The organism is Pantoea sp. alder81, assembly GCF_020179835.1.
In the GTDB taxonomy this organism is placed as follows: domain Bacteria; phylum Pseudomonadota; class Gammaproteobacteria; order Enterobacterales; family Enterobacteriaceae; genus Pantoea.
Genome location: NZ_JAIUDA010000002.1, coordinates 951107 through 964248 on the forward strand (window position 1 = coordinate 951107; position 13142 = coordinate 964248).

Sequence of the window (13142 nt, forward strand, 5' to 3'; positions counted from 1 at the left end):
CATAATTTTTAGTGGATTCCGCCGATGCGACTCAAGCGCACGCCCGTTGGCCACTGTCCTTCTTGTTTCTCAAAGCTCATCCAGATAGCCACCGCTTTACCGACCAGATTCTTCTCAGGCACAAAGCCCCAGTAGCGGCTGTCGGCGCTGTTATCGCGGTTATCACCCATCATGAAATATTGGCCTTCTGGCACAATCCATGTGGATTGAGGCTGACCCGGCTGCTGATAATACATGCTTGCCTGGCTTTGCGCTTCGTTTACCAGAAGAATATCGTGCGTGACGGTACCTAAAGTCTCTTTACGCGTACCGAGACGCAGGCCGCCCTTCATGGTTTCACCCTGCGGCGCTTCAAAGAAGCCGTTACCGGTTTCATTACCATCAAAGCCGCTGAACGTCTGAATGAAGCGGCTTGGCTCCACGTTGGTATAGGTGATTGGCAACGCGGTATCACATTTGCCCGTGCCACAACCTGGGTTAACCGTCAGCGTTTTGCTGTAGGGATCGAACACCACTTTGTCGCCCGGCAAACCGATCACACGTTTGATGTAATCGACACTCGGATCTTTCGGGTATTTGAACACCGCCACATCACCGCGCTGCGGATGGCCGGTTGGGATTAGCGTGGTTTGGGTAATCGGATCTTTGATACCGTAAGCAAACTTCTCCACCAGAATAAAATCCCCAATCAGCAGCGTTGGCATCATGGAACCTGATGGGATCTGGAACGGCTCAAAAATAAATGAGCGAACGATCAGCACCACCGCCAGCACCGGGAACACCGATGCCGCCGTTTCTACCCAGCCTGGCTGAGCCGCTACTTTGGACAGCGTTTTGCCGTCCAATGCATTACCCGCCTGCGCTTGTGCAGCTGCCTGCTTAGCACGACGCGCCGGAGCCCATTTAAAGCGATCAATACACCAGATAACACCGGTTATCAGCGTAGCGATCACCAGAATCAGGGCGAACATATTAGCCATTAAAGTTCCTTATTTGCTGTCTTTACCGACATGCAGAATGGCAAGGAATGCTTCCTGCGGCAGCTCAACGTTGCCGACCTGCTTCATTCGCTTCTTACCGTCTTTCTGCTTCTGCAACAGTTTTTTCTTACGGCTAACGTCGCCGCCATAGCATTTTGCAATGACGTTTTTACGCAGCTGCTTGACCGTTGAGCGAGCGATAATGTGGTTGCCAATCGCCGCCTGAATCGCAATATCGAACTGCTGACGTGGGATCAGTTCTTTCATCTTCTCCACGAGGTCGCGGCCACGATACTGTGAGTTATCACGGTGGGTAATCAGCGCCAGCGCATCGACACGTTCTGAGTTAATCATCACGTCGACACGCACCATGTCAGAGGTTTGGAAACGTTTGAAGTTATAATCCAGCGATGCATAGCCGCGAGACGTCGATTTTAGACGGTCAAAGAAGTCGAGTACCACTTCAGCCATCGGAATTTCATAAGTCAGCGCAACCTGCTTACCGTGGTAAACCATGTTGGTCTGCACACCGCGTTTTTCGATACACAGCGTGATCACGTTACCGAGGTACTCTTGCGGCAACAGCATGTGACACTCGGCGATTGGCTCGCGCAGCTCTTCAATATTGTTCAGTGGCGGCAGCTTTGAAGGACTGTCGACATAAACGGTTTCGCCATTGGTGGTGGCCACTTCATAGACAACCGTCGGCGCGGTGGTGATCAGATCGAGATCGTATTCACGCTCCAGACGCTCCTGGATGATCTCCATGTGCAGCAGACCAAGGAAGCCAATACGGAAGCCGAATCCCAGCGCCGTAGAGCTCTCTGGCTCGTAAAACAGTGAGGCATCGTTCAGGCTCAATTTGCCCAGCGCATCACGGAATGCTTCATAGTCATCAGAGCTGATCGGGAACAAACCGGCATAAACCTGCGGCTTCACTTTCTTAAAGCCTGGCAGCACTTTATCTGCTGGATTGCGTTGCAGCGTCAGGGTATCGCCCACTGGCGCGCCCATGATGTCTTTGATCGCACACACCAGCCAGCCTACTTCACCGCAGTTCAGCTCAGTACGATCAACCTGTTTCGGTGTGAAAATGCCCAGACGGTCAGCGTTATAAGTCTGACCGGTACTCATCACTTTTACTTTGTCGCCTTTACGCAGCGTACCGTTTTTAATACGGATCAGCGACACAACGCCCAGGTAGTTATCGAACCATGAGTCGATGATCAACGCCTGCAGTGGGCCTTCTGGATCACCTTCCGGTGGTGGGATATCACGAACCAGACGCTCAAGCACATCCGGTACGCCTACGCCGGTTTTCGCCGAGCAGCGCACCGCATCAGCAGCATCAATACCGACGATATCTTCAATCTCTTCCGCCACGCGCTCAGGATCAGCCGCAGGCAAGTCGATTTTGTTCAGAACCGGTACCACTTCCAGATCCATTTCCATGGCGGTATAGCAGTTCGCCAGCGTCTGTGCTTCAACGCCCTGACCTGCATCAACCACCAGCAATGCCCCTTCACAAGCCGCTAATGAGCGGGAAACTTCGTAAGAGAAGTCAACGTGGCCTGGGGTGTCGATAAAATTGAGCTGGTAAGTTTCACCGTCCAGCGCTTTGTAATCGAGCGTCACGCTCTGCGCTTTAATGGTAATGCCGCGCTCACGTTCCAGATCCATAGAGTCCAGAACCTGCGCCGCCATCTCACGATCGCTGAGGCCACCACAAATCTGAATCAAGCGGTCAGAGAGCGTTGATTTGCCGTGGTCGATGTGTGCGATGATAGAGAAATTTCGTATGTGCTTCATTTATATGAATATCTTCACGTAAAAAATCAGTGGAAAACTTGAGCACAGACACATTCAGGAAAGTGAGCTTTACCCGGAACCCTGTCAGCCTCATTAATGACGACGCATATTACACTGTTAACGCCGCGCGTTAAAGAATGGAACTGTGGGGAATCGCAACAGAATTCAGCGGGTAAGCTTAAATGAAAAAGCCGCGCATTGCGCGGCCCTGGCAGGGATCAACCTTCATTTTCCACGCGTATGGCATCGGGCGGTAACGCAACGCTGAGAATGATCGGCTGAAAGGCTTCCCGATGGCCGAACACGCCGGAAACACCTTTAGCCACAATAAAGCCACCGATGCCGCCTAACAGCGCACCGCAAGCCGCCGCCAGATCGCTGTGGAACAGCATCTGAAACAGGCCTGCCACTAAAAACAGACCGAGAAGCGGTGTCATGTAAACCAGCAGCGCTGAACCTAACAGGCTGCTTTCACGGATACCCAACTCGATGCGCTGTCCGGGCTGCAAAGGCTCCGGGCTGGCAATGGTCATCACATGGGCATTTTTCGGCCCAAGTTGGTTGAGTGCGTGGCTGCCGCAGCCTTTGCGGGCTGAGCAGCTGTTACAGGAGGTTTTCGCTTCCGAGTGCAGCGTGGCAATACCTTTATCCCACGCCACCACGGTGGCCCATTCTCTCATCATTTTTGTGCACCTGAATCTATGCTGTCCGCGATACGTTTGGCCGTCGCAGGCGGTAATTCGCCCACCACAGTAATCTCACGATTATCGCGCACTTCTGTCTGCACCGTACGACGCCCAGTGCGCAATGACTGCGACACACTGCTTTTATCAGCAGGCGTAATGTTGATGGCGAAGCTGAATAAGCCATCGCTATACAGACGGGATTCTACGGTTTTATTCATGGCCGGCATATCGCGGCGACTTTGCGAAATCAGTGACATACCTGCTGGCAACCAGCCAGGCTGCCAGCTGAGCTGCACTTTATCGCCCGCCGGCAATGACAGCGTTGGCGGCAGGTTGGCTTTTTCCAGCCCCTGCATCAAATTACGCACGCCTTCATCCACCGCAAAGCTGATGACGCGGAACTGCTCCAGCGTTTCACCATCACGGTCCAGCAAATCAATACGCAGCGGCAATTTAGTATCTACATCCAGCCATACGACATAGCTGTAGCGCGTACCATCACGCGACACGATGCGCACCACTTCGCACATTTGATCGGCCATGCGCGAACGCCCTACCGGAATAAAATCGTAGGCATCGCCTAGACGAGAGAAGTCAGCAAACATCAATGCAGGCAGCGCATCAATAATGTGATTGCCCGGTAACGAGAAGGGATCAAGTCCTGGCTCGAAATAACTGATGTCATTACCGCGCTGGATGACTTCACGACGCGGTCCATCCATCTGCAACAGTTGGGCAAAGATACGATTATCAATGACTGCATGACGATAGCGCAGAGATTCAATGCCAAGACGGGAGACATTGATGTAGGCGAATTCGTAGTTGAGGTTCTGGCTTGCCTGCTCCATCTGCTGTAACAACGCCCCGGAAGCAGATGTCTGCGCCGGGGCGGTGGAGGACCAAAGCAGGCTGCCTGCCAGCAGGCTAACGGCACACCAAAGTTGCTTCATTACTGCTGTTGAGTTCCTAACGATTGATTTCCGGGAACATTAGCTTGCGCCTGCTGAGGATCGTTCTTTTCATCGAACTGAACCTGATCTGCATGCAGACGGCGTTGCAGCTCATAGTCCTGCAGCATGGCATTCACACGACGACGCTGTTCCTGCACCTGCTGGTTAGAGCTGTTGGTGTCAAACGCATCAGAAGGGACGCCAAGGCTGACCGGTGAAGCTTTACCCATCATCGGCAGCGTATTGAACGCTGGCGAATCTGAAGATTCCGTCGCGCTGCCACCAGGCTGAGTATTGTAGTGCTGAACACCCACAATCACCGCCAGCGATACGCAGGCAGCCACACCAATTTGTGCCAGTTGTGCTGTCCAGGTGCCACCACGGCGCCAGAACGGCATTTTCTCCCAGCGTGATGGCTCAGGCTGCGCTTCAGGAATCAGCGGAGTCACTTTACGCAATGGCTCATTTTCAATGGCCGCTGCAACACGCGCGGAGATATCAAAATGCAGCACTTCACCCACATCACCTCGTAAGGTGTCGCGGATTAGATGGTAGCTCTCCCAACTTTTTTGAAGATCTACGTCTTTCGACAACGATCCCAACAGCTCGTTATCGAGAGTTTCACCATCCATTAAAGCGGAAAGTTTTTCTTTCTGCATGCTTTGGTACCCTTCCAGTAGCCGTTATCACTGACGTTGGATAAGCGGTTGAACTTTATTATCAATGGCCTCTCGGGCGCGGAAGATACGTGAACGTACTGTACCGACCGGGCAATCCATGATGACGGCAATCTCTTCGTAACTTAAACCATCCAATTCCCTAAGGGTGATGGCCATACGCAGATCTTCGGGAAGCGCCTCAATGGTCCGAAAAACAATTTGTTTCAGTTCCTCTGACAACATTAAGTTCTCAGGGTTCGAAATTTCTTTTAACGCACCTGCACTTTCGAAATTTTCTGCGTCGATGGCATCCACATCGCTGGATGGCGGACGACGCCCCTGAGCCACCAGATAGTTTTTTGCTGTATTTACCGCAATGCGGTACAGCCATGTATAAAAGGCGCTATCGCCACGGAAAGATTCCAGTGCGCGATACGCTTTAATGAAAGATTCCTGAACCACATCAGGCACATCGCCTGAAGGGACATAGCGTGAAACCAGGCTCGCCACTTTATGCTGGTATCGAATAACCAGTAAATTAAATGACTTTTGATCTCCCTTCTGAACCCGCTCAACGAGAACCTGATCCGTTAACTGCTCGCTCATCCGAGGTAATGTCTCCCCAAATCTCTTTTTTATGCGTAAGTGAACTGCCAGCACATCTCATTGTTCTGAGCAAGCATGCGCTTAGAGTCATATGTTGGCCTGAAGTTCACCACGACCAGATAATTTCCGTATCGGAACCACGACATCATTGTTGTTGATTGTCTTTCAGTGTAGCGACTTGCCACGCCGTTGGTGTCTTTTGCGGCACCGATAATCGCTGGGAGAGTACCCTATGACGCCCTAATTTTCACCTTTATTACCTGAATTTTCAGAGTGTTTGGTATAAAAAACACGATGCGCTCATTTTCGGACATAACTTACTGAAATCGCGTGATTATATCGCCTCTCTGGATAATTATACCGCGTGATTTGTTCAAAATACTTCACAGAACCGGCTTCCAGGCTTATGCTCGGGAAACCTTTTGTTTAGTAAATTAAACACCATGACGTCAATTCCTGATTACCAGTGTGATGTGTTGATTGTGGGCAGCGGTGCAGCAGGCCTCTCTCTGGCGCTGCGTCTGGCACCCTATTACCAGGTAACTGTGTTAAGCAAAGCCCAGGTTAACGAAGGTTCGACGCTGTATGCTCAGGGCGGCATCGCCGCGGTGTTTGATGAAACTGACAGCATTGAATCCCATGTTGAAGACACCCTGATTGCTGGCGCCGGCTTGTGTGAACGCGAAACCGTGAGCTTCATCGCCAGTAATGCACGCCATTGCGTGCAGTGGTTGATTGATAATGGCGTGGCCTTTGACAAAGAACCGCAAAGTGACGGCGAAGCGCGCTACCATCTGACGCGTGAAGGTGGGCACAGCCATCGTCGGATTCTGCACAGCGCCGATGCCACTGGCCGCGCGGTAGAAACCACGCTGGTAAGCCAGGCGCTGAGCCATCCCAACATCCGCATCATTGAACGCACCAACGCCGTTGATTTAATTCTTTCCGACAAACTGGGTCTGCCGGGTCAGCGTCGGGTGGTGGGCGCGTGGATCTGGAACCGTAATCGCGAGCAGGTGGAAACCTGTCGTGCTCGTGCTGTAGTACTGGCCACCGGCGGTGCGGCAAAGGTGTATCAATACACCACCAACCCGGATGTGGCCTCAGGCGATGGCATCGCGATGGCATGGCGTGCTGGCTGCCGTGTCGCCAACCTGGAGTTCAATCAGTTCCATCCCACTTGTTTATTCCATCCTCAGGCACAGAACTTCCTGCTGACGGAAGCGCTGCGCGGTGAAGGCGCATGGCTGCTGCGCCCGGATGGCACCCGCTTTATGCCCGATTTCGATGAGCGCGCCGAGTTAGCCCCGCGCGATATCGTGGCACGCGCCATCGACCATGAAATGAAGCGTCTGGGTGTCGATTGCATGTATCTGGATATCAGCCACCAGCCAGAAAGCTTTGTGCGTGCCCATTTCCCAATGATCTACGAGAAATTGCTGACCTTTGGGCTGGATCTGACAAAGCAGCCCATTCCGATCGTGCCTGCCGCGCACTACACCTGCGGCGGCGTGATGGTGGATCAGCAAGGCCGCACCGATGTTGATGGGCTGTATGCCATTGGCGAAGTGAGTTACACCGGTCTGCACGGCGCCAATCGAATGGCATCGAATTCACTGCTGGAGTGTCTGGTGTATGGCTGGTCGGCGGCTGAAGACATGATTCGCCGCTTGCCGGAGGTTGCCGCTGTTGATCAACTGCCGGCCTGGGATGAAAGCCGCGTGGATGATGCGGACGAGCGCGTGGTGATTCAGCATAACTGGCATGAACTGCGTCTGTTCATGTGGGATTACATGGGGATTGTGCGCACCACCAAACGTCTGCAGCGCGCTCTGCGCAGGATTAATTTACTGCAGCAGGAGATCGATGAGTATTACGCGCATTTCCGTCTCTCCAACAACCTGCTGGAGCTCCGCAACCTGGTGCAGGTGGCGGAGTTGATGGTGCGCTGTGCGCTGGAACGCAAAGAGAGCCGTGGCCTGCACTATACGCCTGATTTTCCCGATCAACTGCCTGAAGCGTTACCAACGCAGCTCCAACCAGATAGCTATCGGAACAGATAAAAATCACTGACCAGACTCAGCCAGTCGGCCGAGTAACTCTTATCTTCATCACGAATGGCGAGACGTTCCTGCAACGTTTCGCCAGCAGTGGGCGAGAAACCTAACACCAAACGATTTGGCGGACGATGCGCATAAGCCGCCACGTCGTAGCGATATCGCAGATGCCAGCCTTCAGCCAGCGCCAGCGGAATGAGATTTTCTCCCGCATCCTCGGGCAGCACCACGCAAAAAATTCCCTCTTCTTCGATTAACTGAGCGGCACAGCGTAATAGCGTAGGGTGATCAAGTGTGGTGGTACTGCGCGCGCTGTCACGCTCTGCGCTGGCTGATGCTGTTCCCGGCGCAAAAAAAGGCGGGTTGCTGACGATAAGGGAGTAACGCTTTTCCGATTGCTCGCTCCAGCTGACGATATCTTGTTGATGTACCGTGATTCGATCTGCCCAGGGAGAAGCCTGCACGTTTTCTTCGGCCTGGTTGGCCGCGCTGGCTTCCAACTCGACCGCATCCAGCATCACCTGCTGTGGCGTACGCTGAGCCAGCATCAACGCAATCAATCCGCTGCCGCAGCCAATATCCAGAATACGTCGTGCGCCCGCCACCGGCGCCCAGGCACCGAGTAACACGCCATCGGTGCCAACTTTCATCGCACAGCGGTCATGAGCCACGAAAAATTGCTTAAAGGTAAAACCATCTTTTCTTAACATTGCCCGCGTCTGCGGCTGGTCCTGAGACATACTTCACTACCGTTGAATTATCTACTGCGAGGAGTGTAACGTGGTCGTGAAGGGAATTCACCTTCACCTGCTGCACACAAACAGATGAAGATTATGTCTGTTCTGTCTATAATCAGCGCCCCAAACTGAGGTAGACCATGACCGTAACCACATTCTCCGAACTCGAACTAGACGAAAGCCTGCTGCAAGCGCTGCAGGAAAAAGGCTTCACGCGCCCCACTGCCATTCAGGCTGAGACCATTCCTGCCGCGCTGGAAGGCCGTGACGTTCTGGGTTCGGCGCCAACCGGAACGGGGAAAACCGCTGCTTTTCTGCTGCCCGCTTTACAGCACCTGCTCGACTTCCCGCGCAAAAAATCGGGCCCGCCACGTATTCTGATCCTCACGCCAACCCGCGAACTGGCGATGCAGGTTGCCGATCACGCACGTGAGTTGGCCAAACATACGCACCTGGATATCGCCACCATCACCGGTGGTGTGGCTTATATGAACCACGCCGAAGTGTTCAGCGAAAACCAGGACATCGTGGTAGCCACTACCGGTCGCCTGCTGCAGTACATCAAAGAAGAAAACTTTGACTGTCGCGCCGTAGAAACGCTGATTCTGGATGAAGCCGACCGCATGGTCGATATGGGCTTCGCACAGGATATCGAAACCATCGCTGCGGAAACCCGCTGGCGTAAACAGACCTTGCTGTTCTCCGCCACGCTGGAAGGCGAAAACATCAAGGATTTTGCCGAGCGTCTGCTGAACGATCCAGTATCAATTGAAGCGGATCCCAGCAAAAGCGAACGCAAAAAGATTCAGCAGTGGTTTTATCGTGCTGACAACCTTGAGCACAAAACCAAGCTGTTGGTGCACCTGTTAAAACAGCCTGAAGCCAAGCGCGTGGTTGTCTTTGTGCGTAAGCGTGAACGTCTGCATGAACTGGTGACCTGGCTGCACGAAGCCGGTATTCGCACCAGCTATCTTGAAGGTGAGATGGTGCAGGTAAACCGCAATGAAGCGATTAAGCGTATCAACGAAAATCGCGTCAACGTGATGATTGCGACAGATGTTGCGGCACGCGGTATCGACATTGATGACGTCACTCACGTCATCAACTATGACCTGCCACTTACTGCCGATATCTACTTGCACCGTATTGGTCGTACCGCGCGTGCTGGCCGTAAAGGCACAGCGATTTCGCTGGTTGAGGCACATGACCATGTGTTACTGGGTAAAATTACCCGTTATATCAACGAGCCGATCAAAGCGCGCATCATTGATGAGTTGCGTCCTGAATCACGGGCACCGAGTGCCAAAGTGACGGGTAAACCGTCGAAAAAAGCCCTTGCGAAGCGTCAAGAGCGCAAAGAGAAAGAAGCTGAAAAACCGCGTGTTAAACAACGCCATCGCGACACCAAAAATGTCGGTAAACGTCGTAAGGCAAGCGGTAGCAGCACACCAGAGAGCGGTGCAGAATAAATCAGCATCCACTCAATAAAGCGCCTCTGATGAGGCGTTTTTTTTGTCTTTAGCTCGTCAAAATAGCGCTTCGGTTATATTTTTCCCGGCAAGGGCCTACTCTGCTATCCCTTACAGAGTGTTTAAAAACAAAAAGGCCGCGCCGAAAGGTATCGGCGCGGCCTGTATTGCTGTGTGACTTTTCGTCAGCCGATCAATTACAGACTTTCAGTGAAAGTACGGGTAATCACATCGCGCTGCTGTTCAGGGGTAAGCGCATTAAAGCGCACCGCATAACCAGAAACACGAATAGTCAGCTGCGGGTATTTTTCCGGATGCTTAACCGCATCTTCTAAGGTTTCGCGACGCAGCACGTTGACGTTCAGGTGCTGGCCCCCTTCAATACGTACCTCGGGTTTCTGCTCCAGTGGGATTTCGCGGTAAGCAATCTCGCCCAGATCGCTAATTGCAACGATCTGATCTTCCGTGAAATCGCCTTTTGCACATAGGCAACGGGCTTCCGCTTTCTCATCATCCAGCAACCAGAATGAGTTCAACAGCTGTGGGTTATTGGCCTGAGTAATTTGAATACCGGTAATCATAGTGACCTCCAGGGCTTAAATGCGTGATGTTTTTTATCACGCGGTGTATCCATTGATCTGACACATTGATATATCACCGAGGGTTTGCCGCCGTTTTGACCTGTATCAATTATGCTGGCCGGCAAAATACGCTTCATCGCTAACAAATTGATTTACAACCATTACGCCTGAAAACTTTTTCTGTATTTTTTCAAATTATTTTTACCCTTCTGCTGCCGCGTGCGACACGTTAAGCTAGGCGCAAATTTTTGCAGGGAGTTAAAGATGGCTGAGAAGCTGACCTGGCACGACGTGCTGGCTGAAGAGAAAGAAAAACCTTACTTCGTCGAAACGTTAAAAGCGGTAGCCAATGAGCGCGCAGCAGGTGTGACCGTATATCCGCCGCAGAAAGACGTGTTCAATGCCTTTCGTCTGACGGAACTGGGCGACATTAAAGTGGTGATCCTGGGTCAGGATCCCTATCACGGCCCAAATCAGGCGCACGGTCTGGCGTTCTCCGTACTTCCTGGTGTGCCCACTCCACCTTCACTGCTGAATATGTACAAAGAATTAGAGAAGGATATCGCAGGCTTTACACGTCCACAGCACGGCTTCCTTGAGAGCTGGGCCACACAAGGTGTGATGCTTTTGAACACGGTGCTGACGGTAGAAGCCAGCAAAGCGCATTCCCACGCGCGATTCGGCTGGGAAACCTTTACGGACAATGTGATTAGCGTAATCAATCAACATCGTGAAGGGGTGATTTTCCTGCTGTGGGGTTCGCATGCTCAGAAGAAAGGGAGCATTATCGATACCCAGCGTCACCATGTTTTGAAAGCGCCGCACCCCTCTCCGCTTTCTGCCCACCGCGGTTTTTTCGGCAGCAAACACTTTTCACAAGCCAATGCGCTGTTAAGCCAGTCCGGCCAGACACCGATCGACTGGATGCCTGTTCTGCCGCAGTAATAAAAACGGCCGCAATCAGCGGCCGTTTTTGTATTTAGCAAGGCAATCAGCTTTTGGCTTTGGTCACTGCCACCATCGCTGGACGCAACAGGCGACCATTGAGGGTATAACCACGCTGCATCACCATCAGCACATGGTTCGGCGCCATGTCTTCTGATTCAATCATCGACATCGCCTGATGCACATCCGGGTTGAACGGCACGTTAGTTTCACCGACCACTTCAACACCGTATTTACGCACGGCACCCAGCAGGGATTTCAGCGTCAACTCAATGCCTTCGATCATCGAAGCCAGTTCGGTGTTCTCTTTATCAGCCACTTCCAGCGCGCGCTCCAGGCTATCAATCACTGGCAGCAGTTCGTTGGCGAATTTTTCCAGCGCAAACTTGTGCGCCTTTTCCACATCCATTTCGGCACGGCGACGGATGTTCTCAATCTCCGCCTGAGCGCGCAGCTGTGCTTCACGCACGCCGCCTTGCGACTGGGCTAATTCCGCTTCCAGTTGCGCGATTCGCTCATCACGCGGATCCACCTCAGTTGCCGTCTCTGCATCCACGTGCTGCTGATCCTGTTGAATTTCGTCTGAGACTTGCTCGTTAGGGGTGTTCTGTTCTTTACTACTCATGAATTTCTCCGCGTTTTGCACATTCATCTCGCTGGTTGGCTTATTATGGGGATCAGTTTGAAGGTTTCAAGTGAACCCATCACATTGCCTGGCCGTTTTGGCTTATGAGGAACACCTGCTAAATGAACAAACACTTTAACTGCATTGGGATTGTCGGCCATCCGCGCCATCCTACTGCGTTAACCACCCATGAAATGCTCTGGCGCTGGCTGACAGCAAAAGGCTATGAGGTGATCGTCGAGCAGCAAATTGCGCGCGAACTGAATTTGAAAGATGTGGAAACCGGCAGCCTGGCCGAGATTGGCCAACGCGCCGATTTAGCTGTGGTGGTGGGCGGTGACGGCAATATGCTGGGCGCCGCGCGCGTGCTGGCACGTTATGACATCAAAGTGATTGGTATCAACCGCGGTAACCTCGGTTTTCTCACCGATCTCGACCCGGATAATGCACAGCAACAGTTAGACGATGTGCTGCAGGGTGAATACTTTATCGAAAGTCGTTTCCTGCTGGAGGCGCAGGTGTGCAAAGAAGCGTGCTCACCACGGATTGGAAGTGCCATCAATGAAGTGGTGCTGCATCCCGGAAAAGTGGCACATATGATTGAATTCGAGGTGTATATCGATGAGGTCTTTGCGTTTTCTCAGCGTTCGGATGGCTTGATCATCTCGACGCCTACCGGCTCAACGGCCTATTCCCTCTCAGCGGGCGGACCGATTCTGACGCCATCGCTGGATGCCATCGCCATTGTGCCGATGTTCCCGCATACGCTTTCCGCACGCCCGCTGGTGATTAACAGCAGCAGTACCATTCGCCTGCGTTTTTCATCTTTGCGCAGCGACCTGGAGATCAGCTGTGACAGCCAAATTGCGTTGCCGATACAGGAAGGGGAAGACGTGTTGATTCGCCGCAGCGCGCATCACCTCAACCTAATCCATCCTAAAAATTACAATTATTTTAATACGTTAAGCTCGAAGCTAGGCTGGTCAAAAAAATTGTTCTGAAAATCACCGCCAGCCACTTTACTGTATAAAAAACCAG

Annotated in this window: 13 protein-coding genes; 4 read left to right on the forward strand and 9 right to left on the reverse strand. The window is 52.5% G+C overall.

Annotation, left to right across the window (positions count from 1 at the left end; all coding sequences use genetic code 11):
• Positions 1–8: 8 nt before the first annotated feature.
• The 6 genes from lepB to rpoE form a co-directional block, all read right to left on the reverse strand.
• Positions 9–980 (reverse strand): signal peptidase I, encoded by a 972-nt coding sequence (lepB, locus tag LBW88_RS09315; protein WP_224930480.1) that lies wholly within the window; start codon positions 978–980, stop codon positions 9–11.
• A gap of 9 nt (positions 981–989) precedes the next feature.
• Positions 990–2789, reverse strand: coding sequence for a translation elongation factor 4 (gene lepA, locus LBW88_RS09320; RefSeq protein ID WP_224930478.1), 1800 nt, complete (start codon positions 2787–2789; stop codon positions 990–992).
• Positions 2790–3007: 218 nt separating this feature from the next.
• A complete protein-coding gene (rseC, locus tag LBW88_RS09325; protein ID WP_224930476.1) occupies positions 3008–3472 on the reverse strand; it encodes a SoxR-reducing system protein RseC in 465 nt (154 codons plus the stop codon).
• On the reverse strand, positions 3469–4425 hold the full coding sequence (rseB, locus tag LBW88_RS09330) for a sigma-E factor regulatory protein RseB (RefSeq protein WP_224930473.1): 957 nt from the start codon (positions 4423–4425) through the stop codon (positions 3469–3471). The genes rseC and rseB overlap by 4 nt, the downstream gene beginning before the upstream one ends.
• On the reverse strand, positions 4425–5084 hold the full coding sequence (gene rseA, locus LBW88_RS09335; protein ID WP_224930470.1) for an anti-sigma-E factor RseA: 660 nt from the start codon (positions 5082–5084) through the stop codon (positions 4425–4427). Before rseA ends, rseB begins: the two co-directional genes overlap by 1 nt.
• 27 nt (positions 5085–5111) lie before the next feature.
• On the reverse strand, positions 5112–5690 hold the full coding sequence (gene rpoE, locus LBW88_RS09340; protein ID WP_007886161.1) for an RNA polymerase sigma factor RpoE: 579 nt from the start codon (positions 5688–5690) through the stop codon (positions 5112–5114).
• A 443-nt stretch (positions 5691–6133) separates the two neighbouring features.
• Here rpoE and nadB point away from each other — a divergent pair, with 443 nt between their 5' ends.
• A complete protein-coding gene (gene nadB, locus LBW88_RS09345) occupies positions 6134–7753 on the forward strand; it encodes an L-aspartate oxidase (protein WP_224932004.1) in 1620 nt (539 codons plus the stop codon).
• On the opposite strand, the gene trmN is transcribed toward nadB, so the two are convergent.
• A complete protein-coding gene (gene trmN, locus LBW88_RS09350; protein ID WP_224930468.1) occupies positions 7738–8487 on the reverse strand; it encodes a tRNA(1)(Val) (adenine(37)-N(6))-methyltransferase TrmN in 750 nt (249 codons plus the stop codon). The two genes, nadB and trmN, sit on opposite strands and share 16 nt — an antisense overlap.
• Before the next feature lie 137 nt (positions 8488–8624).
• On the opposite strand from trmN, the gene srmB reads away from it, so the two are divergent.
• A complete protein-coding gene (gene srmB, locus LBW88_RS09355; protein ID WP_224930466.1) occupies positions 8625–9953 on the forward strand; it encodes an ATP-dependent RNA helicase SrmB in 1329 nt (442 codons plus the stop codon).
• Between the two features lie 197 nt (positions 9954–10150).
• Here the strand turns inward: srmB and grcA are convergent, their stop codons facing one another.
• Complete coding sequence (gene grcA, locus LBW88_RS09360) at positions 10151–10534, reverse strand: autonomous glycyl radical cofactor GrcA (protein ID WP_224930463.1); 384 nt, start codon at positions 10532–10534, stop codon at positions 10151–10153.
• A gap of 264 nt (positions 10535–10798) precedes the next feature.
• On the opposite strand from grcA, the gene ung reads away from it, so the two are divergent.
• Entirely contained in the window at positions 10799–11479 is a 681-nt protein-coding gene (gene ung / locus LBW88_RS09365; protein ID WP_224930460.1) for a uracil-DNA glycosylase, read from the forward strand.
• A gap of 46 nt (positions 11480–11525) precedes the next feature.
• On the opposite strand, the gene grpE is transcribed toward ung, so the two are convergent.
• Positions 11526–12104 (reverse strand): nucleotide exchange factor GrpE, encoded by a 579-nt coding sequence (gene grpE / locus LBW88_RS09370; protein ID WP_224930458.1) that lies wholly within the window; start codon positions 12102–12104, stop codon positions 11526–11528.
• 122 nt (positions 12105–12226) lie between these two features.
• Here grpE and nadK point away from each other — a divergent pair, with 122 nt between their 5' ends.
• Positions 12227–13105, forward strand: coding sequence for an NAD(+) kinase (gene nadK / locus LBW88_RS09375; RefSeq protein ID WP_224930455.1), 879 nt, complete (start codon positions 12227–12229; stop codon positions 13103–13105).
• The last annotated feature ends 37 nt before the right edge of the window (positions 13106–13142 follow it).

Excerpts from the sequence above, each read along its gene's own strand:
- lepB (WP_224930480.1), bottom strand. The coding sequence starts at position 980 with ATGGCTAATATGTTCGCCCTGATTCTGGTGATCGCTACGCTGATAACC.
- lepA (WP_224930478.1), bottom strand. The coding sequence starts at position 2,789 with ATGAAGCACATACGAAATTTCTCTATCATCGCACACATCGACCACGGC.
- rseC (WP_224930476.1), bottom strand. The coding sequence starts at position 3,472 with ATGATGAGAGAATGGGCCACCGTGGTGGCGTGGGATAAAGGTATTGCC.
- rseB (WP_224930473.1), bottom strand. The coding sequence starts at position 4,425 with ATGAAGCAACTTTGGTGTGCCGTTAGCCTGCTGGCAGGCAGCCTGCTT.
- rseA (WP_224930470.1), bottom strand. The coding sequence starts at position 5,084 with ATGCAGAAAGAAAAACTTTCCGCTTTAATGGATGGTGAAACTCTCGAT.
- rpoE (WP_007886161.1), bottom strand. The coding sequence starts at position 5,690 with ATGAGCGAGCAGTTAACGGATCAGGTTCTCGTTGAGCGGGTTCAGAAG.
- nadB (WP_224932004.1), top strand. The coding sequence starts at position 6,134 with ATGACGTCAATTCCTGATTACCAGTGTGATGTGTTGATTGTGGGCAGC.
- trmN (WP_224930468.1), bottom strand. The coding sequence starts at position 8,487 with ATGTCTCAGGACCAGCCGCAGACGCGGGCAATGTTAAGAAAAGATGGT.
- srmB (WP_224930466.1), top strand. The coding sequence starts at position 8,625 with ATGACCGTAACCACATTCTCCGAACTCGAACTAGACGAAAGCCTGCTG.
- grcA (WP_224930463.1), bottom strand. The coding sequence starts at position 10,534 with ATGATTACCGGTATTCAAATTACTCAGGCCAATAACCCACAGCTGTTG.
- ung (WP_224930460.1), top strand. The coding sequence starts at position 10,799 with ATGGCTGAGAAGCTGACCTGGCACGACGTGCTGGCTGAAGAGAAAGAA.
- grpE (WP_224930458.1), bottom strand. The coding sequence starts at position 12,104 with ATGAGTAGTAAAGAACAGAACACCCCTAACGAGCAAGTCTCAGACGAA.
- nadK (WP_224930455.1), top strand. The coding sequence starts at position 12,227 with ATGAACAAACACTTTAACTGCATTGGGATTGTCGGCCATCCGCGCCAT.